The organism is Psychrobacter sp. Pi2-1 (assembly GCF_904846645.1).
Classification (GTDB): domain Bacteria; phylum Pseudomonadota; class Gammaproteobacteria; order Pseudomonadales; family Moraxellaceae; genus Psychrobacter.
This window is the reverse complement of sequence record NZ_CAJHBO010000006.1, coordinates 96,995-115,743: the sequence shown is the minus strand read 5'-3', so window position 1 is coordinate 115,743 and position 18,749 is coordinate 96,995. Positions and strand designations below refer to the sequence as shown.

Genomic DNA, 18,749 nt, shown 5'->3' with positions numbered 1-18,749 from the left:
CTTAAATTTATTCTTACAACCTTTCTAAAATATAATAACTATATTAAAGACGCTCATGTAGCTAAATATCATTAGTACTGCTATGAGTGTTTATCGCTAATTAGATTTTTAATAATAACGCCACTAAATGATGTTGAATAATATGAAATTACAGATATTGAGTGACTTACATATTGATAGTTATGCACGTCAATTGCACCCCGTTGGACACATTCCTAAAACTGATGCAGATTTAGTATTAGTAGCAGGGGATACTGCTAATAGCGACAAAGGTATGCCGTGGTTGCAAGCACAAGCAGCGCGCTTAGAAGTTCCCCTGATTACTATCGCTGGTAATCATGAATACTTTGATGAAGACGTGTTGAGCTTTGACCGTAAACTGACAACTTGGGATAACTATGATACTGCGTCTAAGAAAGGGGTTCGCGTCTTACAATGTCAGCATATCGATATCGGTGATATACGCCTTTTAGGTTGTACGCTTTGGACAGATTATCAGTATCATGCCAATGAAGACACTATGGTCGCTGCTAGGCATTTTATGCGTGATTACAAGCAGATTTACGCAGGCAACGAACTGTTTTCACCTGAAGTATCTATGCAGATTCATGCTGAGCATCGTCAGTGGCTACAGCAAGCTTTGATCGAATCTTATAAACTTGGTAAAAAAACTGTGGTAATGAGTCATCATAGCGTCAGTGCATTATCGGTGTCTGAAAAATATGCCAATCTACCGAGTAATGCGGCTTTCGTTAGTGATTTATCGGGATGGATGCACGAAGACTGGGCACCGATGCTATGGGTACACGGACATACTCATGAAGCATTCGATTACCGGATAGGTAATACGCGAGTGATTGTCAATCCACGAGCCTATCCTAATGAGGTCAGTAGTACCGCATTAGAGTTCGCGTGGGACAAAGTTATTGATATTGGCTAGGACCGTGTGTAAATATCTGGCAAATCTCGATTTATTCTAGACATAGATTCTTTTGAATAAAGCGTTTTTCTGAAAGAGTACATAGTATTTATAAGATATATTGCAACTAGATTTGTCTGTGGTTCATTCCTGATAAGAAATCTGCTAGGCTTGCTATCATGAGTAAATATCTAAATAACACCCTGTCCAAAATATCTGCTGACAAGCTTGCGAGTCACACCCCAAGCGCGCCTGCACCTTCGCACCTACCAGATAGTATGATTTCCTCCGTTAGCCTATTGCCTGAAAATAAGCGGCTGATACTATTTACTAGGCACTCTTTACGCGAGCGTTCTGATGGTAATGGCTTTGCTAGCTATCAGCTACCGTTGACTCCTAAAGGCCGTATACTGGCAAAGTCTTGGGGTCGTTGGTTATCAGGTCATCTACCATATTCGCTCGACGTCGATAGTATTTCTAGCCCGATTGGGCGTTGTATCGATACCGCGCAGCTGATGCAAGAGGGGGCAGGACTACGGCGTGACATTACGCATCAATCATTGTTGGTTGAGCCTGGCAGTCTCGTCACTGAGCCTGAAATAGCCAATCCTGTGTTCAAAGAAATTGGCGTCCTGAACTTTATTAATCGTTTTTTGCAAGGCAATCTCGAAGGGACTAAAAACACCTATCAAGGCGGTTTGGATATTCTGTCGCTTTTTTATCAGAATCAGCCGCAGCATGGCCATCTGATGCTCGCTGTGAGTCATGACACGTTGCTATCTGCGTTCTTGGCCGTCATGTTCGATGTGGTAGAGATTGATTGGAATGATTGGCCAAAGATGATGGAAGGCGTGTTCTTATGGTTCGATGATAAGCCATTTGATCAAGCGAGCGCGCATTTTATTTGGCGGGGTCAGGTATATACTCGGCCGATTAGTTCATTATTAGACGGTTACCGTGCAGCTGGCTATCATCCTAGCAAGTTGCTATTGCCGCCAGAAGTACAGTGGAATTGATGCTTTGTTCAAACATTGAATGAGTTGATAGAGCAACTATTCGTTGAATACGTTTTGAACAGGCATAAAAAAAACCTTGCCACGGTATTAGAACCAGTGACAAGGTTTTAGTCATTACGCTATAAAAACGAAATGCGGTCTAACCAATACAAATCTTAAGCTTGTAGGCCTTTGATTGTTTTGTTTAGGCGGCTCTTACGACGAGCAGCTTTATTCTTATGAATAATACCTTTGTCAGCCATACGATCAAGAACTGGTACCGCTTTTTTGTAAGCTTCGGTAGCCGCGTCATAATCTTTAGCTGCGATAGCCGCATCAACACGTTTTAAGTAAGTACGAACCATAGAGCGTTGTGACGCAGAGTTCTGACGACGTTTGGTGTTTTGACGGGCGCGTTTACGAGCTTGTGCAGTATTAGCCACGCGTATCTCCTTGATAAAGATAGATAAAAATATGAATGTTGATTGCAATAATGGGTTTAACAATCATCGGTGACGAGCAGCCGTCTCGTCAAATATGATGTCGATGTCTGATATTAAAGTATCTAATATAAATAGAGCATCGTAAGCGTCAGAGCTGTTTGGAATAATTAAACAGCGTTGACGTGTAAAGCCGATTATCTTAGCAAATTATTGAACTAAGGACAATATATTTGATGATTAATGCTCAAAGAAGTTACGTAATATCATTGAATCTGGGTCATTCTAGTAACTAAATCCTTAGTAAGCGCTGACAGACATAGAGGGTTGATAAAATCTCTTACAATATATCCTATATAATAGCATCAGTTATTGAGGAATTTAGGTATGATATTCTAACGATAGACCTTGATATAGGTATTTTCTCATCAATATAGTTCATCTAATGTTATATAAGTGGATAGGGTATGCAGCGAAAAGCAATTGTGATTGGCGCAACGGGGTTAGTAGGGCAGCATTTGGTAAAGCAACTGAGTGAGCTTTATGACACATTGATTGTGATTGCTCGTCGTCCGCCACGCTACATTAATGCCAGCATGCGTTTTTATCAAATCAATGATTTTGATAATCTCTCTGAAGTGTTTGCAAGTGTCGGTGCCGATCGAACCACGGATGCTTTTAGTTGTTTGGGTACGACAAAAAAACAAGCTGGTAGTGATGAGGCTTTTCGCAAGGTAGATCGAGACTATAATGTAAATTTTGCCAAGTTATGTCGTGATAAAGGGGTAGAAAATTTCTTTTTACTCTCCTCGATGAATGCGGATATTGACAGTCGTTTTTTATACAATCGAGTTAAGGCTGAGACAGAGCAGGCTGTTATGGCGTTAGATTTTGGCCAATTGGTTGTCTTTCGTCCGTCATTATTGCTTGGTAAGCATAAAGGTCGTCCGCTTGAGAGCATTGGTCAAAAAGCTTTTAAACTTATCTCGCCGCTCGTGTCAGAGTCGCTATCGTTACATCCCATTTCTGCTAAACGCGTTGCCAGTGCTATGGCCATGAGTGCTCATGATATCTACCATCGTAGTAAATATCGTACTGAACCTCAAATTAAGCATATCGACATTATCGAAAATAAGCAGATGCTAGCGATGACCCGTGTTAAAAAATAAAAGGACAGTTTTTCTAGTGACAGATTCAGTCTTAAAACTGGAAAGTTACAGATATCGATTGTTAATTGCATTAGAACGAGAATACAAGAGTAAAAAACACAATAACTATTAACTATTAACTATTATCAAAGCATCAATAAGTATTGAAACACCAGTCAGTTGAATCACTAAAACAAGGAGCAGGAGCAATGTCAGAATCGATACAAATGGATAGAGGAAATTTTGTCACTTGTGATCTATTGGATGCCAATCCTGAGTCGCAAGTATGCTTGCCAAATATCGAAGGTAAGTCATTCCGTCAGTTTGGTGCGAAAGACAAATTCTGCGGTGAAATCGTGACGGTTAAGTGCTTTGAAGACAATAGCCGCGTTAAGTCACTATTGAATAGCGATGGCAAAGATAAAGAAGGCAATGGCAAAGTGTTGGTCGTTGATGGTGGCGGCTCTATGCGCTGTGCATTACTAGGCGATATGATTGCACAATCAGCTATCGATAATGGCTGGGCTGGGGTTATTGTATATGGCTGTGTTCGCGATGTTGATGACATGGCAGAGATGGATCTTGGCGTGATGGCGCTTGGTTGTATCCCGCGTAAATCAACCCGCCGTGATGAAGGACATATGGATATCGAAATCAGCTTTGGTGATTTGACGTTGAACTCGGGTATGTTTGTTTATGCTGATAACAATGGCATCATCGCTAGCGATAAGCCACTTATTAGCTGAAGTTTTAGGCTTGGCTTGACTCGAGAAAATGAAAACCTTAGCTTATACGTTGGGGTTTTTTATTATGTAATGACAGTTAAAGCGCAATAATCGTTGTTAACACTCAATCATTAATGGGTAAACTCCTAAGTGACAAACCGTTACGGCATAAGTTTTGGTAATTGCTCAAATATTCGTATAATAGCTTTCTGACTCCTTAACTTTGATTCTACTCTTTATGCCTATTACTGCTTTGACTGACGCATTTGACCCTATTAACCAGCAGTTGTTTCCTATCCAAAATGCCGAGCGGCGTTGGCTAGCGCCTGTCCATGGTGCGGTCAGCAGCTTATGGTTGGCAAGCTTGGTGCAAACGCCTATGTGGAATGTTGCCGAGCGCCTAAAAGTTGTAGTGGCACGTGACCAAAACCAACTTAATCAGATAGAGACTGAGCTGGCATTTTGCGGAGTCGATGCTTATGTGTTCCCTGACTGGGAGACACTGACTTATGATGAGCTATCTCCGCATCAAGACATCGTCAGTGAGCGTATCAATCTATTGACGGATATGCCGAAGTCAGGCGTGCTACTTATTTCGATACAAGCCCTCATGCATCGCGTCGCACCGCCAAGCTGGTTGATTGGACAGCATTTTGATTTAAGTGTTGGCGATCGATTTGATATCAATACCCAACGTGGGCTGTTGGCAAAAGCAGGTTATCGCGCTGTTGAAAATGTCTTTGAGCCAGGTGAGTTTGCGGTACGTGGCAGTATTATTGATATTTTTGCCATGGGTCAGCCTTTTCCGCTACGTTTAGACTTGTTTGATGATGAAATCGAAACGATTCGCTTTTTTCATCCTCAAACGCAGCGTACATTGACTGCCGATGATTTGAAGGCAATGTTAACGGGCAACGATACCAGTATGGCAAAAGAGTCATTGTCACTACTGCATAAAATGCCAGATATCTCTAAACCTATTGACCAATTTCAAATCTTGCCCGCCAAAGAGTTTCCGCTCGATGAAGGGCGTGAGACGTTTCGCACGAACTTTGCTGCGATGTTCCCTAATACCAGTAGCCGTAAGTCTGAGCTGCACAAAGACGTAATGGCAGGGATTGCTAGTAGCGGATTAGAGTATTATCAGCCGCTATTTTTTGACTTAAAAGACTGGGAGGCGGAGAGTAGTTTATTTTCCTATTTACCAAGCGATGCGTTGTTTATCACCGATGAATTAATCAATGAAAAACAGGCGGACTATTGGTTACAAATCCAGCGCCGCTACGAAGAGCGTCGCCATGATATCGACAAGCCTATCGTAGAGCCAGCAATGCTGTATCTATTATCTAACGCACTTAACGAACAGCTAAACCAGTATCCACGAGTGATATTAAGTGCTCGTGATGAACTGGCTACGATGAATGATGTGGCAGTGCCAGAAAGTATAGATGCCTCACAAATACCATTGCCATCGAATGTCACTAAACAACAAGGACTGGTGACATTAAGTGCTCAAGAGCCGCCACAATTAGCAGTCAATCATCAAAAGTCTGAACCATTATCTGAATTGCTCGACTTCTTGGATACGCAATCAAAGACTACAACACCCGTACTAATCGTTGCAGAGACTGCAGGCCGTCGCGAGATTCTCATTGAACTGTTTAAGGGCAAGATTGATATCAAGGCATACGATAGCTTTGAAGCCTTTCTAGCTGCAGATAAAACCAGCGCTATTAACAACAGTCATCTACCACATGTCGGTCTGACCGTAGCGCCAATTGAGCGCGGTGTCTATGTGCCTGAGCGTTTGGTGTTGATTAGCGAAACACAGCTGTTTGGTCGTCAGGTTTTACAGACGCGCCGACGTCGCCAAAGCGGGGTATCAGAAGAGTTTTTAGTCAAGAGTGTCACTGAAATAACAGATGGCAGTCCAGTGGTACATATTGAGCATGGTATCGGTCGCTATAATGGCTTGATTACCTTAGATGTGGGTGATGGTGAGCAAGAGTTTATCCATTTAAAATATTCTGATGACGCTAGTATCTATGTGCCAGTGGCCAATTTGCAAATGATTAGTCGCTATAGTGGCGGCGATCCAGCCTTAGCACCGCTACATAAGATTGGTAGTGGTAAATGGGACCGAGCCAAGCAAAAAGCATTAGAGCAAATTCATGACGTCGCTGCTGAATTGCTCAATATGCAGGCAAGACGTGAGGCCAAAGTTGGCATTCATTTTAAGATAGACCCATCACAGTATGAGCTATTTGCCAGTCAGTTTGCCTTTGAAGAAACCGCTGACCAAGCTAATGCCATTCATGCGGTTATGGAAGACATGAGACAAAACCAACCGATGGATCGTCTTATTTGCGGCGATGTTGGTTTTGGTAAAACAGAAGTCGCGATGCGAGCCGCCTTTATTGCCGTTAGTGCTGGTTATCAGGTTGCCGTACTGGTGCCTACCACATTGCTTGCCGGTCAGCATGAAGACAATTTCCGCGATCGTTTTGCCGATTGGCCAGTCCGTATCGAGAGCTTATCGCGCTTTGGCGGCAAAAAACATCAAGAAATGGTATTGGCTGATTTGGCTGCTGGTAAAGTGGACATCGTCATTGGTACCCATAAACTGCTACAACCAGATGTGAAGTTTGCCAACCTTGGACTGATGATTGTGGATGAAGAGCATCGCTTTGGAGTACGTCATAAAGAGCGTATCAAGGCTATTCAGACAGATGTCGATAGCATGTCTATGACGGCGACTCCGATCCCTAGAACGCTAAATATGGCGCTCTCAGGTATGCGCGATATGTCGATTATCGCCACACCGCCTGCCCGTCGTCTTGCCATTAAAACTTTTGTAATGCAAAAAACAGAAGCCTTGATGAAAGAAGCCATATTGCGTGAGCTATTACGTGGTGGGCAGGTCTATCTGCTACATAATGATGTTGCCAGTATTGAGCGTATGGCAGAAACCATTCGTGACCTAGTGCCAGAAGCACGAGTAGGAGTAGCTCATGGGCAAATGCAAGAGCGTCAGCTTGAGCAGATCATGCAGCAGTTTTATCATAAAAAGTTCAACGTGTTGGTTTGCTCTACCATTATCGAGACAGGTATTGATGTGCCCAATGCCAATACGATCATCATTGAGCGTGCAGATAAGTTTGGTCTTGCGCAATTGCATCAGCTGCGTGGCCGAGTAGGACGTAGTCATCATCAAGCGTATTGTTACTTACTAGTGCCTTCCCTTAAAGGCCTCAAAGGCGATGCCAAGCGCCGTTTGCATGCGATTGAACGCGCCAATACGTTAGGTGCAGGTTTTATGCTAGCAAGTGAAGATTTAGAGATTCGCGGAGCAGGTGAGATATTGGGTAAGCAGCAAAGTGGTAATATGCAGGCGATTGGTTTTAGCTTATATATGGATATGCTTGAGCGTGCGACTAAAGCCATTAAAGCTGGCAAGGAGCCTGATTTAAATACACCATTGTCGTTGACCAGTGAGATTAATCTACATAGCTCAGCCCTCATTCCAGAGGAGTATCTACATGACGTGCATCAGCGCTTATTGTTTTACAAACGTATTAGCAATACCGATGATAAAGAGGCATTAACGGATATTCGCACGGAAATGATAGACCGCTTTGGAGCACTGCCAGATCAAACCAAGCAGCTATTCGCCATTCATGGATTACGTTTACAAGCAGAGCCACTTAAAATCAATAAAATCGATGCCAACAGTAGTAGTATGACGCTGGAATTTGCGCCAGATACTCCAGTTGATGCGTTAGCGATTATTAAATTGATCCAATCAAATGGTCAGCATTATCGTATGAATGGCGCATCTGGTATCCGTTATCAAAATAGCGATAAACTGGCCACACCGCAACAGCGTGTGACGGTCATACAAGAGCTGCTGCGCTATTTTAGCGAGCACATGGTGACAGAGCCTGCTTAGTACATAGCTGGATATCAAGTAGGCTAGGTAGTCATACTAAGGCAATAAATTATGATGCTATTTTATCAACCCGATAACTGATAAAATAGCCAAACTAACTTTTTAACTTTCTGTATTTTATTTGCATTAAACAACAAGAGAACCGTCATTATGTTCCAACTTCATCATAAACTTGCTGCTGATAGTTTTTTAGTGGGGGATTTTCCATTATCCACTTGTCGTTTAATCAATGACTGCCAATTTCCTTGGCTTATATTAGTGCCACGTGTATCCGGTATCAAAGAGTTATATGAACTGTCTGAGGCAGACCAAACGCAGTTCTTACGAGAGTCCAGCTGGTTATCGAGCCAGTTAGCCAAAACCTTTCAAGCCGATAAAATGAATGTGGCCGCTCTTGGTAATCAAGTGCCACAGCTTCACTTTCATCATATTGTCCGTTATCAAAATGATATGCAGTGGCCAAACCCAGTATGGGGTGTGCCAGCTGTGCCATATACTAAAGAAGTATTGGCGCAAATGCAGCAAACATTAATGATGGCATTACGTGGTCATCACCAAATGCCGTTTGACTGGCAAATGTAATAATCAATCTATCCTGCATTTAATAAGAATAGCTTGAACCTTAATTTTATATGTAAAAAGAGAGGCCAGATACTTAAATGTATCTGGCCTCTCTTTTTATTTAAATTTGGATAAAAACTGTAAAATAGCGAACAAACTAGACAAAAGGTCGTCTTTTAGTCATCAGTAACCTTGTTTTACCTTATTTGGAAAGTATAATATATTATTAGATATATCTTATGATAAATTGTCATAAGGGCAAATAATGCAAATGTGCTAGTGTAATGTATTCTTGTCTCTCATATCGCTCGAAACATTCAAGTGAACTTCTATATGTTCTTTTCAGAGACACTAAAATCAAGGTCGCCGCTGAAAGATGCTGGAGTTTGTCGTTTCGATTATCCAGAAGTCTTCGTTTTAATAATGACGGTTGTTTTGCGTGCTATATATTACGACTTCCGTTCTATCTCAATGGCATTATTGGTTATTATTACATTGCCAAGTCTCCTGATCCTGATATATAACTACCGACGTCAGACCAGCTTTTGGACGTCTAATATAGTTATTATTCTATTATCGGTTGTCATTGGCTCCCTACAGTTTTGTATGATCATATCAATCAGCTTGGCTGTTTTGATTGGTATACGTATCATTCTTAGCCGGCCTGAGAACCAGCTCAAATTGCTTACAGTGGCACTGATAACGGCTATTGTTTTTTATTACGTGGGTACCATTCTAAGTAATGATGAATTGGACTGCGGTGACAGTTGGCTACCACCTACGGTGCTGGTAGCTAGTATGATTGTTGTCCTATGTCAGTTTCGACGTATGTATCAAGAATACATTGGTTATAAGACTTCTGCCCGCAAGGCAGGGGGACGTTTAAATACGATGGTATCAGTGATCAATAAACTGACTCGATTTGTGCCACCACAGATTTGGGAGCCTATTGTCAAATCGGATAGCCCTGTTAGTGTCTCTAATAAACGTGCAAAAATAACTATTATGTTTTCAGATATCGTTGGCTTTACCGAGCTTTCTGACAGTCTAAGTTCTGATAATTTGGCAGATATTCTCAATACTTATATGCATTGCATGACGTCGATCGCTGATAAGCATGGTGCAGTGCTTGATAAGTTCATTGGTGATGGCATTGTATGTTTCTTTGGTGAACCGAATAGTCGCGGCTCGCGTCAAGATGCACTAGATTGTGTGGCGATGGCAATTGATATGCGCCGAGAAATGCGCACCTTACGCCAAAAATGGCGGCTGATGGGGTTTGAAGGCTTATATATACGTGTTGGTATCACCACTGGCTACTGTCACGTTGGTAATTTTGGTAGTAATAGTCGATTAAGCTATACCATCATTGGTAAAGAAGCCAACCTAGCTTCTAGGCTTGAGTCCTGTGCGGGCAAAGATCAGATATTGGTCAGTGAAAGCACTTACGATTATATTTGCCATAATTATGAATGCGAACACGTTGCCGCATTTTGCTTGAAAGGTATTGATGAAAAGATCGATGCATGGCAAGTACTTGACCCTAGTGCCAGTACAGGTCATTTATCTAAATGGGTCGACCACACATTACCTGGTTTCAATTTGCATTTGAATTTTAAAGATATGAAAGACAATGATTATCAAGATATTAGAGCTCGTTTAAATTTTGCGCTGGAACGCATAGAGCAAGAGGAAGAAAAAGTAGTAAAGGACATAGCAGCAGAAAGTAAGCGTGAGAATGCCAATCGCAAGTAAGCGTTAAGTATTTCAAGCTTAATATATTAAAATTATATATAGAAAAAGGCCAACTATCATATAGCTGGCCTTTTTTAATCTTAACTAGAAAGTATCTTCAATGTTTAATGATTTTCTTTAGCGTGATTGAGGGTATATTTAGGGACCTCGATGGTCAAGTCTTCATCATCAAGCATGACCTGACAAGATAAACGTGAGTCAGGCTCTAAGCCCCAAGCACGATCAAGTAGATCCGCTTCGATATCATCCATCTCATCCAAACTGTTGAAACCTTTACGTACTACAACATGACATGTAGTACAAGCTTTTGACATCTCACAGGCATGCTCGATTTTAATACCTTTTTCTAACAGTGCTTTGCATAAGTTTTCACCAGCTTGTAGCTCAACTTCTGCGCCTTCAGGGCAAATTTCGTGATGGGGTAGTACGGTAACTTTTGGCATAAATTATCTGTCCGATGCTAATCAATTTAAAAAATATTAGAAGTTAGCTTAACGTGTCAGTTAAGCGATATATGTGGATGTATTTATTACCAGTCTTTGGCACTAGTACCGGCCATGCTGGTCTTGACGCTCTGATTCATAATACGTGCAGCAAAGGCATCACTATGCGGCTTGAGCTGAGCTTGTTGTGCTTCAATAAGCGCTAAGTCATCAGTGCTAAGAGAGTTACGTAGCGCTTGTATATGCTCTGCTAGTGACTGTTGTTCTTCAGTAGAAAGCAACGCCGAAAATTCGTTAAGTGCCGACTCTAGGGCAAGTACTTCACGTTCCGCTTCTACTTTGGTCTCAATTAAAGAACGCGCGTTTTTGTCTTCTTCAGCGTGTTTGAACCCTGCAATCAGCAACTGTTCTTTTTGCTCATCTGATAGACCATAAGAAGGCACAATCTCAATTTTGCTTTCTGTTTTGGTCGTAGTTTCTTGTGCACTGACAGTAAGCTGACCGTTGGCATCGATACTAAAGGTAACTTCGATACGAGCAAACCCAGCTTTCATTGGCGGGATGCCATACAGCTCAAAACGTCCAAGTGAGCGACAGTTTTCTACCGTTTCACGCTCACCTTGCACCACGTGTATCACCATGCCTGTTTGACCGTCTTGATACGTGGTAAACACTTGACGTTTCTTCACAGGGATAGGCGTGTTGCGTGGGATGAGTACTTCAACCAAACCGCCCATGGTCTCAAGACCTAATGATAATGGCGTCACATCCAATAATAATAAATTGTTGTCACTATCACCATTCACCAATTGATGAGCAGTTTGGGCAGCGCCCAAGGCAACAACCTCATCTGGATTCAGACGACAAAGTGGCTGCTTAGCAAAAAACTCAGTCACGACTTGCTGTACGGCAGGCATACGAGTCGAGCCGCCCACTAAAATAACTTCATCTAGATCTGTAGTAGACAGCTTGGCATCGCGTAGGACTTGTTCGCACACGCTTAGGGTACGGCGGCTAACAGGCTCTACGATAGTTAGCACGTCTGTACGGCTTAATACGCCTTGATAAGACTGACCATTGACAACCACATTGATGTCCACTTGCTCAGCATCAGTCAATGCTTGTTTATAAGCTTTTGCTTGTTGAGCTAGTATTGATTTGTCGTGCAGGCTTACGTCTTTTGGATCGATATTTAATTGTTTAATAATCCAATTGGTAATAAGACGATCGATATCATCGCCGCCTAGTGCGCTATTACCACCAGTTGCCAACACTTCAAAGACACCGTCGGTAAGCTTTAAGATAGAAACGTCAAAAGTACCACCGCCCAAATCATAGATTAAGTAATAGCTCTCTTTTTTACTGTCTTCTGATGATTGGTCAAGCCCGTAAGCGACCGCAGCGGCCGTTGGTTCATTCAACAAGCGAAGTACGTTGATACCCGCTGCTTGTGCAGCATCTTTGGTTGCTTGACGCTGTGCTTCATCAAAATAAGCGGGAACTGTAATCACAGCACCCTCGATGCTATCTGCAGGTAAGGCACTTGCTGCACGTTGCTCAAGAGCGGCTAAGATACGCGCTGATACTGCAACAGGAGACACCTCACCTTGAGCCGTTACAAAGGCGGGCATATCATCTTTATTACCAGATAACTCATAAGGATGAGAGAATTTGATATCAGCTTGACTACGACCCATAAAACGCTTAGCCGAGACGATCGTATTTTTTGGATCATCTGCTAAATGAGCTAGGGCGTCATAGCCAACCAATGGCGTACCAGTAGCTGGATAATAGACAACAGACGGTAGTAATGTATCTGTCGCTGCGCCTGCCTCTAAGACTTGTGCCTTACCTGAACGCACCACAGCAACCAACGATCGTGTAGTACCAAGGTCGATGCCCAAGCCAAATTTATGTTGGTGAGGTTGAGCGCTTTGATTGGGTTCAGCAATTTGCATTAAAGACATAAGGATAACTCAGAGATAAAATGAATAAGTGAAATGGAGCAAATATAGCATATGCAGTACGAGAGCTTAACGTCGGTAATCTCATTCCATAAAGGAGATAGATTCTGACAGTTTAATGCGCTTAGACTCAAAGATTATACGGTATCACGGTCACTATTTTAACCAAATATATAGAATTTAGCTTGTTAGTGAAAGCCATAACCACAGATGTTTAGACGTATAGGTCATCGTCATCTGAATGCGATGCATTTGCAACGTCATCAAGCCCCGTCGTCACATCAGCATTTAGCTTAACTAAAAATTTTAGCTTCTGTGTCGCATCAATCGCTGTTTGCCAATCTTGATTTTGATAAGCACTATTAAAGCGCTCAGATTGATTTGCTAGACGCTCTGTAATTTGAGGGTGTAATTGCTGCAAGGCTGCAAGATCTTTGTCTTCGATAGCATCATCTAGAGCCATACGCATCTGCATCGCATCTTCCAAAAAGTCTAAATCTGCGATTGAGTGCTCTATATTTTGTGCTTGATCCGCCATGTCTAATAAATAACCAGCACGGCTATCAGGAGCGCTTAGTGTTTGATACGCTTGATTGATTAAAGCGGACGCTTTTTCAGACTGCAGCTGTGCTTGAACCATATCGGTCTGATTTTTGGCGACATTATCAGGATGAAAGCGTTTTTGCAGCAATCGCAAACGTTGCTCTAGATTGCTTTGATTAATTTCAAATTGTACAGGCTGCTCAAATAGGGCAAAGAAGTTATCAAACTGTGGTTCTGAAGTAATATCTGTCATAATCTGATGCCTTGCTTTTTTATTTGTTTTTGAAGTCATGACCTAGCTAAGAATATTGAATCGCTCGGCTACTCAACTACATCAACCTTTCTTCATAGCGATAGCAGAGATACTGCACTATTCTTATGAAAGCTTGCTGAGCATAAATCTATTAGTTTTCAGCCATTGAACAATTAAACGGTAAACGACTCACCGCAGCCACATTCACCTTTTTGGTTAGGGTTGGTGAATTTAAAGCCTTCGTTTAAACCTTCTTTTTCGTAATCCATCAACAAGCCGTCTAAATATACGAGGCTTTTAGGATCAATAAAGATGCTAACGCCGCGACTTTCATAACGGGTGTCGTTTTCATCAGGGGTATCTACAAACTCTAAAACGTAAGCCAAGCCCGAGCAACCCGCCGTACGGATACCAACTCGAATGCCTTCGCCTTTGCCGCGATTGTCCAAAAAATCTCGAACATGCTGAGCGGCGCGTTCTGTCATTTCAATCATGCCAACTCCCATTGACTATTAATCATAAATATCAATAAAAAAATCTAGATAAACTGACAACCAGAATTACAAGATTGCCAAAACAATAGGCTTGCGACTATTAGAAAACAAAAGGTGACAATTACATAAGTGTCATTGTCACCTCTTTAGCGTCAGTAGCGATTACACATTGCTACTTTAGCGTTGCTAGTACAACGTAGCGCATACGCTAGCAGGTTTAGCCTAGCTTAGATCGCAGCTTCTTCTGCTGGAGCTGCTACGCCATGCTTGCCTTTATAGTCGCTAATAGCGGCTTTAATAGCGTCTTCTGCAAGTACAGAGCAATGCACCTTTACTGGTGGTAATGCTAGCTCTTGAGCGATATCGTTGTTTTTGATTTCGCCAGCTTGATCCAAGCTTTTGCCTTTTAGCCACTCAGTAACAAGCGAGCTTGAGGCAATCGCTGAACCGCAACCATAAGTCTTGAAACGTGCATCTTCGATAATACCATTATCGTCGACTTGGATTTGTAGACGCATTACATCGCCACATGCTGGGGCACCGACCATACCAGTACCAACGTTCTTGGCGTTTTTATCAAGATTACCAACGTTGCGTGGGTTTTCGTAATGATCAATAACTTGGTCACTATAGGCCATGGGGTTTTCTCCTAGTTAGATGATGAGTAGTTGTTTAGCAACTTTAAATGTCTAACTACTCATCGATAATTGGGGTCAAACGCTTAATTTAATTGTCTGATCAATCGTTTAATAAATATATATATTGCTAGCTATACTAAAAAGCCATATTAGAAATTAGTGCTCAGCCCACTCGACTGAATTTAGATCAACACCTTCTTGATACATATCCCAAAGTGGTGATAGGGCACGTAGTTTATCAACAGCTTCATGCATCTGTTTGATAACAGTATCGATGTCTTCTTCAGTGGTATAACGGCCGAAGCTAAAGCGGATTGAGCTATGTGCCAATTCATCTGGGCGACCGATTGCACGTAGTACATATGATGGCTCAAGCGTTGCTGACGTACAGGCTGAACCTGATGATACAGCTAAGTCTTTAAGTGACATCATCAATGACTCGCCTTCAACGAAGTTAAAGCTGATGTTTACGATGTTTGGTACGCTATTCTCAAGATCACCATTTAAGTAAATCTCTTCGATATCTTGTAGACCATCCCAAAGTTTTTGACGTAGTTTGGCTGCATGTGCATGGTCGGCTTCATAGCTTTCATTAGCTAAAGCAAATGCGGCGCCTAGACCAACGATCTGATGCGTTGGTAGAGTACCTGAACGCATACCGCGCTCATGACCACCGCCGTGTTGCTCAGCTTTCAAGCGAATACGTGGCTTACGACGAACAAACAATGCGCCGATACCTTTAGGGCCGTATGCTTTATGACCTGAGAAGCTCATCAAATCAATTTTCATTTCTTCAAGATTGATTTTTACTTTACCAACAGACTGTGCGCCATCAACATGGAAAACTACGCCAGCTTCGCGAGTGATTTCACCAATCGCTGCAACATCAGTAATAGTACCAAGCTCATTGTTCACCATCATAAGTGATACTAAAATAGTATCATCACGTAGTGCTTCTTTTACTTGCTCTGGCAGGATAAGACCTGTGCTTGGCTGTGGCTCAAGATACGTAATCTCAAAACCTTCTTGCTCGAGCTCACGGCAAGTATCTAATACAGCTTTGTGCTCAATTTTACTGGTAATGATATGTTTACCACGAGACTGATAAAAATGTGCTGCACCTTTAATGGCTAGGTTGTCAGACTCAGTCGCGCCAGAAGTAAATACGATTTCGCGTGGATCAGCGTTGATTACTTCAGCAACTTGACCGCGAGCAGTTTCTACTGCTTCTTCCGCTTGCCAGCCGTAACCATGTGAGCGTGAAGCTGGGTTACCAAAGACACCATCTACAGTCAAATACTCGCTCATCTTGGCAGCTACTGATTTAGCAACTGGGGTAGTGGCGGCATAATCTAAGTATATAAGGTTGTTATGTTGGCTCATGCTGGGTTTGCCTCGCTGTTCGATAGAGTAATAGTATTAATGTCTTTTATGGAAATATCTTTTGTAGAGGTGTGCTGACGCTCTGAGACTGACTGCACGTTTTCCATATCTAATAATTGCGCTAATGTTATATTTTTCAAGTACTGTTCGATATGATTCGACAGTGCACACCACAGATCGTGAGTTAGGCACATTGTACCACCTTGACAGTCACCGCGTCCTTCACACTGCATCGCGTTTACTGACTCATCAACCGCAGATATGATGCTCATCACATCTATCTCATTCAATGGTTTAGCTAGGTGGTAACCACCTGCAGCACCGCGAATACTTGTGACAAGGCCGCGTTTGCGGAGTTTAGAAAATAACTGTTCAAGATACGAGATTGAAATCGATTGCCGTTTGGCGATATCGGATAATGATACAGCACTGTCTTGTTGGCTGGTCTGTAATGCCAAATCTAATAATGCGGTAACAGCGTATCTGCCCCGAGTAGTCAAACGCATGTGTTATCTCCAAACTTGATATCATTTATGTTTAACAACGATCTTAGCCAAAGGTTTTAATAAGTACTCATAAGATAAAAAGAGCAACCGATAATACGTCAGCTAAGTTTTGTCTTATCGTTATTGAACAACAGATGATTAACCCGATGTGTGCAACGATTAAGGTAATTATACTTAATCCCGAGTAATTTAGTCAAGATTAAAGTGTGGTTCAATGGTTAATCAAGCTTATTGCTGTAATTGATAAAAACAATGATATTTAGAAGAGATATATGAGTGAGACATAAGCAGCTTAATTTGTCTGCTCGGATATATTTAATGAAGTAAAAAAATAAGCGTTCAATATCCTCTATAGAAGATATTGAACGCTTATTTATAGGTAATACAACGAACCAAAACTAATTCATCAATAGTGCGATGACTGAACCGATCATAATGACAAGCGCAACAACAGTGACAATCATCAACGTTTTTTGCTTGCTCTGAAGCTCTTTTACGGTTGTTTCAAGTTCACGATTTTTGATAGTTAAGGTATTAATCTGTGTTTGCTGTTCTTTAATACGAAGTTTGTAGTTATTCTTTTTTTCTTCCAAATCAGCTTCGGTAGGTTTGGTTTTAGTCTTGCCACCCTTTATCTTTTTGATCAGTCCCTGAATCAAGCTGCCAAGCCCAAGTTGCATAATAAACTGTTTGACCAGTTGTACTTGAATCGACTCACCGCGCATCTGTAGCTTTTCAGTGGTTTCGCTATCATGAGTGGTGATGGCGTTGATAACTTGAATGCTATAGGCATTGATAACCACGTCAGGCTCACTACGACCAATCGGCAGCTGAGCATCTAGTAACACGCCCTTGGTACTAAAGGTGGCAAATACTTCTACATGTGGTAAATACAGGCGAAGTGCCACCACGGTGCCTTGCTTGGCAAGCGGATAAGCGGCTTTACGCAATTCAGGATCCAAACGTAACAGTAATGTCAGCGCCGACTCGATAAATACTAAAATGATATTAAGAAAAGAGTGAGACAACGTAGAACGCTTCATGTAAGTAATCCGTTTTTTATTTAGCAAGTTTTAGATATTTAGCAAACAGAAGTCTGTATTTGCCCAATACTTGCAGTGATATTTTGCTTATAGTAACGTCTTTATAATAAAAAGTAACGCTAGTTTCTGTAGTGGCTAAACTATTACATTACAATTTAGCAGTCAATAAAGACACTCTTATTTATGACCAGTAATATACAAATTTAATGTATAGCAATGCACAGACGGCAATTGACAAATCTGTCAAAGCGTAGAAAATAGGAAAGCCAATCGTCTCAGTTATGCAGACTCGGTTATATATAAATTCCTAACGCTTTGCGTAACATTAGGTGTCAAATACGTAGTGTAGAGCACAAAAATATGTAAAATCGCTTGCGCTCCTTATGCTGCCTTGATATAAAGACGATAACAAAGAAGAACCTGTTAATGCGCCAGTTAGGTAGTTTTTATTGCGTAAGCACCATGAGAGCGTTACAATACTTGGCGTGAGCATTTATTACCCCCTTAAACTTGAAGGAAATTTTATGAATAAGTCAGAATTAATTGATAGCATCGCAGACAAAAGTGGTCTAAATAAAACCCAAGCTGGTGATGCACTAAACGCTGTTATGGAAAGTGTTGGCGAAGCACTAGAAGCTGGCGATAGCATCTCATTAGTTGGCTTTGGTACTTTCAGTGTAAAAGATCGCAAAGCACGCACTGGTCGCAACCCTAAGACTGGCGAAGAGCTAAGCATTCCAGCAAGCAAAGTACCAAGCTTCAAAGCTGGTAAAAACTTAAAAGAGCGCTTGAACTAAGCCGATTTTTTAAGCGTAAAATGATAGTCGATGGTCTATAGCTGAAGTAATGAGCTAGCCATCGAAGAGAGCACCTAATATTTAGGTGCTTTTTTTATCGCTATAGTTTGTATCATGCGTCGTGAATATTTTGAGTCTGCATGAAAAATCACGTATCATAGGGCGCGCGATAGGTGTGTCATTTAAGTCAGAT

Annotated in this window: 17 protein-coding genes; 8 read left to right on the top strand and 9 right to left on the bottom strand. The window is 41.7% G+C overall.

The window, feature by feature from the left end; translation table 11 throughout:
* Positions 1 to 127: 127 nt before the first annotated feature.
* Entirely contained in the window at positions 128 to 940 is an 813-nt protein-coding gene (locus tag JMX91_RS05415) for a metallophosphoesterase (protein WP_201548031.1), read from the top strand.
* A 158-nt stretch (positions 941 to 1,098) separates the two neighbouring features.
* Positions 1,099 to 1,935 carry a histidine phosphatase family protein gene (locus JMX91_RS05410; RefSeq protein ID WP_057759202.1) on the top strand — a complete coding sequence of 279 codons (837 nt, stop codon included), beginning with the start codon at positions 1,099 to 1,101 and terminating at the stop codon, positions 1,933 to 1,935.
* 155 nt (positions 1,936 to 2,090) lie between these two features.
* Here JMX91_RS05410 and rpsT read toward each other — a convergent pair whose 3' ends face one another.
* On the bottom strand, positions 2,091 to 2,357 hold the full coding sequence (gene rpsT, locus JMX91_RS05405; RefSeq protein ID WP_010200097.1) for a 30S ribosomal protein S20: 267 nt from the start codon (positions 2,355 to 2,357) through the stop codon (positions 2,091 to 2,093).
* A gap of 464 nt (positions 2,358 to 2,821) precedes the next feature.
* Between rpsT and JMX91_RS05400 the strand changes: the two genes are divergently transcribed.
* The 5 genes from JMX91_RS05400 (at position 2,822) to JMX91_RS05380 (ending at position 10,492) form a co-directional block, all read left to right on the top strand.
* Positions 2,822 to 3,523, top strand: a complete 702-nt coding sequence (locus JMX91_RS05400; RefSeq protein ID WP_057759204.1) for an NAD-dependent epimerase/dehydratase family protein — start codon at positions 2,822 to 2,824, stop codon at positions 3,521 to 3,523.
* Between the two features lie 188 nt (positions 3,524 to 3,711).
* Complete coding sequence (gene rraA / locus JMX91_RS05395) at positions 3,712 to 4,248, top strand: ribonuclease E activity regulator RraA (RefSeq protein WP_201548030.1); 537 nt, start codon at positions 3,712 to 3,714, stop codon at positions 4,246 to 4,248.
* A gap of 217 nt (positions 4,249 to 4,465) precedes the next feature.
* Positions 4,466 to 8,176: a transcription-repair coupling factor gene (gene mfd / locus JMX91_RS05390; RefSeq protein WP_201548029.1), complete on the top strand. Its 3,711-nt coding sequence runs from the start codon at positions 4,466 to 4,468 to the stop codon at positions 8,174 to 8,176.
* Between the two features lie 150 nt (positions 8,177 to 8,326).
* The gene (locus JMX91_RS05385) at positions 8,327 to 8,758 is read left to right on the top strand and encodes an HIT domain-containing protein (protein WP_057759208.1); all 432 of its coding nucleotides are present in this window, start codon (positions 8,327 to 8,329) and stop codon (positions 8,756 to 8,758) included.
* 585 nt (positions 8,759 to 9,343) lie between these two features.
* On the top strand, positions 9,344 to 10,492 hold the full coding sequence (locus JMX91_RS05380) for an adenylate/guanylate cyclase domain-containing protein (protein WP_227679287.1): 1,149 nt from the start codon (positions 9,344 to 9,346) through the stop codon (positions 10,490 to 10,492).
* Positions 10,493 to 10,596: 104 nt separating this feature from the next.
* On the opposite strand, the gene fdx is transcribed toward JMX91_RS05380, so the two are convergent.
* The 8 genes from fdx to JMX91_RS05340 form a co-directional block, all read right to left on the bottom strand.
* Entirely contained in the window at positions 10,597 to 10,935 is a 339-nt protein-coding gene (fdx, locus tag JMX91_RS05375) for an ISC system 2Fe-2S type ferredoxin (RefSeq protein ID WP_101206134.1), read from the bottom strand.
* An 86-nt stretch (positions 10,936 to 11,021) separates the two neighbouring features.
* Positions 11,022 to 12,902 carry a Fe-S protein assembly chaperone HscA gene (hscA, locus tag JMX91_RS05370; RefSeq protein WP_201548027.1) on the bottom strand — a complete coding sequence of 627 codons (1,881 nt, stop codon included), beginning with the start codon at positions 12,900 to 12,902 and terminating at the stop codon, positions 11,022 to 11,024.
* 211 nt (positions 12,903 to 13,113) lie between these two features.
* Positions 13,114 to 13,695, bottom strand: a complete 582-nt coding sequence (gene hscB / locus JMX91_RS05365; protein WP_102094270.1) for a Fe-S protein assembly co-chaperone HscB — start codon at positions 13,693 to 13,695, stop codon at positions 13,114 to 13,116.
* A 173-nt stretch (positions 13,696 to 13,868) separates the two neighbouring features.
* Positions 13,869 to 14,189: an iron-sulfur cluster assembly protein IscA gene (gene iscA / locus JMX91_RS05360; protein WP_021814983.1), complete on the bottom strand. Its 321-nt coding sequence runs from the start codon at positions 14,187 to 14,189 to the stop codon at positions 13,869 to 13,871.
* Between the two features lie 227 nt (positions 14,190 to 14,416).
* Positions 14,417 to 14,827: a Fe-S cluster assembly scaffold IscU gene (gene iscU, locus JMX91_RS05355; RefSeq protein WP_057759218.1), complete on the bottom strand. Its 411-nt coding sequence runs from the start codon at positions 14,825 to 14,827 to the stop codon at positions 14,417 to 14,419.
* A 156-nt stretch (positions 14,828 to 14,983) separates the two neighbouring features.
* The gene (locus JMX91_RS05350; protein WP_101206130.1) at positions 14,984 to 16,210 is read right to left on the bottom strand and encodes an IscS subfamily cysteine desulfurase; all 1,227 of its coding nucleotides are present in this window, start codon (positions 16,208 to 16,210) and stop codon (positions 14,984 to 14,986) included.
* Complete coding sequence (locus JMX91_RS05345) at positions 16,207 to 16,716, bottom strand: Rrf2 family transcriptional regulator (RefSeq protein ID WP_057759222.1); 510 nt, start codon at positions 16,714 to 16,716, stop codon at positions 16,207 to 16,209. The genes JMX91_RS05350 and JMX91_RS05345 overlap by 4 nt, the downstream gene beginning before the upstream one ends.
* A gap of 398 nt (positions 16,717 to 17,114) precedes the next feature.
* Complete coding sequence (locus JMX91_RS05340; RefSeq protein WP_201548026.1) at positions 17,115 to 17,759, bottom strand: hypothetical protein; 645 nt, start codon at positions 17,757 to 17,759, stop codon at positions 17,115 to 17,117.
* A 524-nt stretch (positions 17,760 to 18,283) separates the two neighbouring features.
* On the opposite strand from JMX91_RS05340, the gene JMX91_RS05335 reads away from it, so the two are divergent.
* Entirely contained in the window at positions 18,284 to 18,556 is a 273-nt protein-coding gene (locus tag JMX91_RS05335) for an HU family DNA-binding protein (protein WP_045445077.1), read from the top strand.
* Positions 18,557 to 18,749: the final 193 nt, after the last annotated feature.

What these genes read in the sequence shown, in the direction of transcription:
- hscB (WP_102094270.1), bottom strand. Translation starts at nt 13,695, where the DNA reads ATGACAGATATTACTTCAGAACCACAGTTTGATAACTTCTTTGCCCTA.
- iscA (WP_021814983.1), bottom strand. Translation starts at nt 14,189, where the DNA reads ATGATTGAAATGACAGAACGCGCCGCTCAGCATGTTCGAGATTTTTTG.
- JMX91_RS05335 (WP_045445077.1), top strand. Translation starts at nt 18,284, where the DNA reads ATGAATAAGTCAGAATTAATTGATAGCATCGCAGACAAAAGTGGTCTA.
- JMX91_RS05350 (WP_101206130.1), bottom strand. Translation starts at nt 16,210, where the DNA reads ATGAGCCAACATAACAACCTTATATACTTAGATTATGCCGCCACTACC.
- JMX91_RS05380 (WP_227679287.1), top strand. Translation starts at nt 9,344, where the DNA reads ATGATCATATCAATCAGCTTGGCTGTTTTGATTGGTATACGTATCATT.
- JMX91_RS05345 (WP_057759222.1), bottom strand. Translation starts at nt 16,716, where the DNA reads ATGCGTTTGACTACTCGGGGCAGATACGCTGTTACCGCATTATTAGAT.
- JMX91_RS05400 (WP_057759204.1), top strand. Translation starts at nt 2,822, where the DNA reads ATGCAGCGAAAAGCAATTGTGATTGGCGCAACGGGGTTAGTAGGGCAG.
- hscA (WP_201548027.1), bottom strand. Translation starts at nt 12,902, where the DNA reads ATGTCTTTAATGCAAATTGCTGAACCCAATCAAAGCGCTCAACCTCAC.
- fdx (WP_101206134.1), bottom strand. Translation starts at nt 10,935, where the DNA reads ATGCCAAAAGTTACCGTACTACCCCATCACGAAATTTGCCCTGAAGGC.
- JMX91_RS05415 (WP_201548031.1), top strand. Translation starts at nt 128, where the DNA reads ATGATGTTGAATAATATGAAATTACAGATATTGAGTGACTTACATATT.
- JMX91_RS05385 (WP_057759208.1), top strand. Translation starts at nt 8,327, where the DNA reads ATGTTCCAACTTCATCATAAACTTGCTGCTGATAGTTTTTTAGTGGGG.
- mfd (WP_201548029.1), top strand. Translation starts at nt 4,466, where the DNA reads ATGCCTATTACTGCTTTGACTGACGCATTTGACCCTATTAACCAGCAG.
- JMX91_RS05340 (WP_201548026.1), bottom strand. Translation starts at nt 17,759, where the DNA reads ATGAAGCGTTCTACGTTGTCTCACTCTTTTCTTAATATCATTTTAGTA.
- iscU (WP_057759218.1), bottom strand. Translation starts at nt 14,827, where the DNA reads ATGGCCTATAGTGACCAAGTTATTGATCATTACGAAAACCCACGCAAC.
- JMX91_RS05410 (WP_057759202.1), top strand. Translation starts at nt 1,099, where the DNA reads ATGAGTAAATATCTAAATAACACCCTGTCCAAAATATCTGCTGACAAG.
- rraA (WP_201548030.1), top strand. Translation starts at nt 3,712, where the DNA reads ATGTCAGAATCGATACAAATGGATAGAGGAAATTTTGTCACTTGTGAT.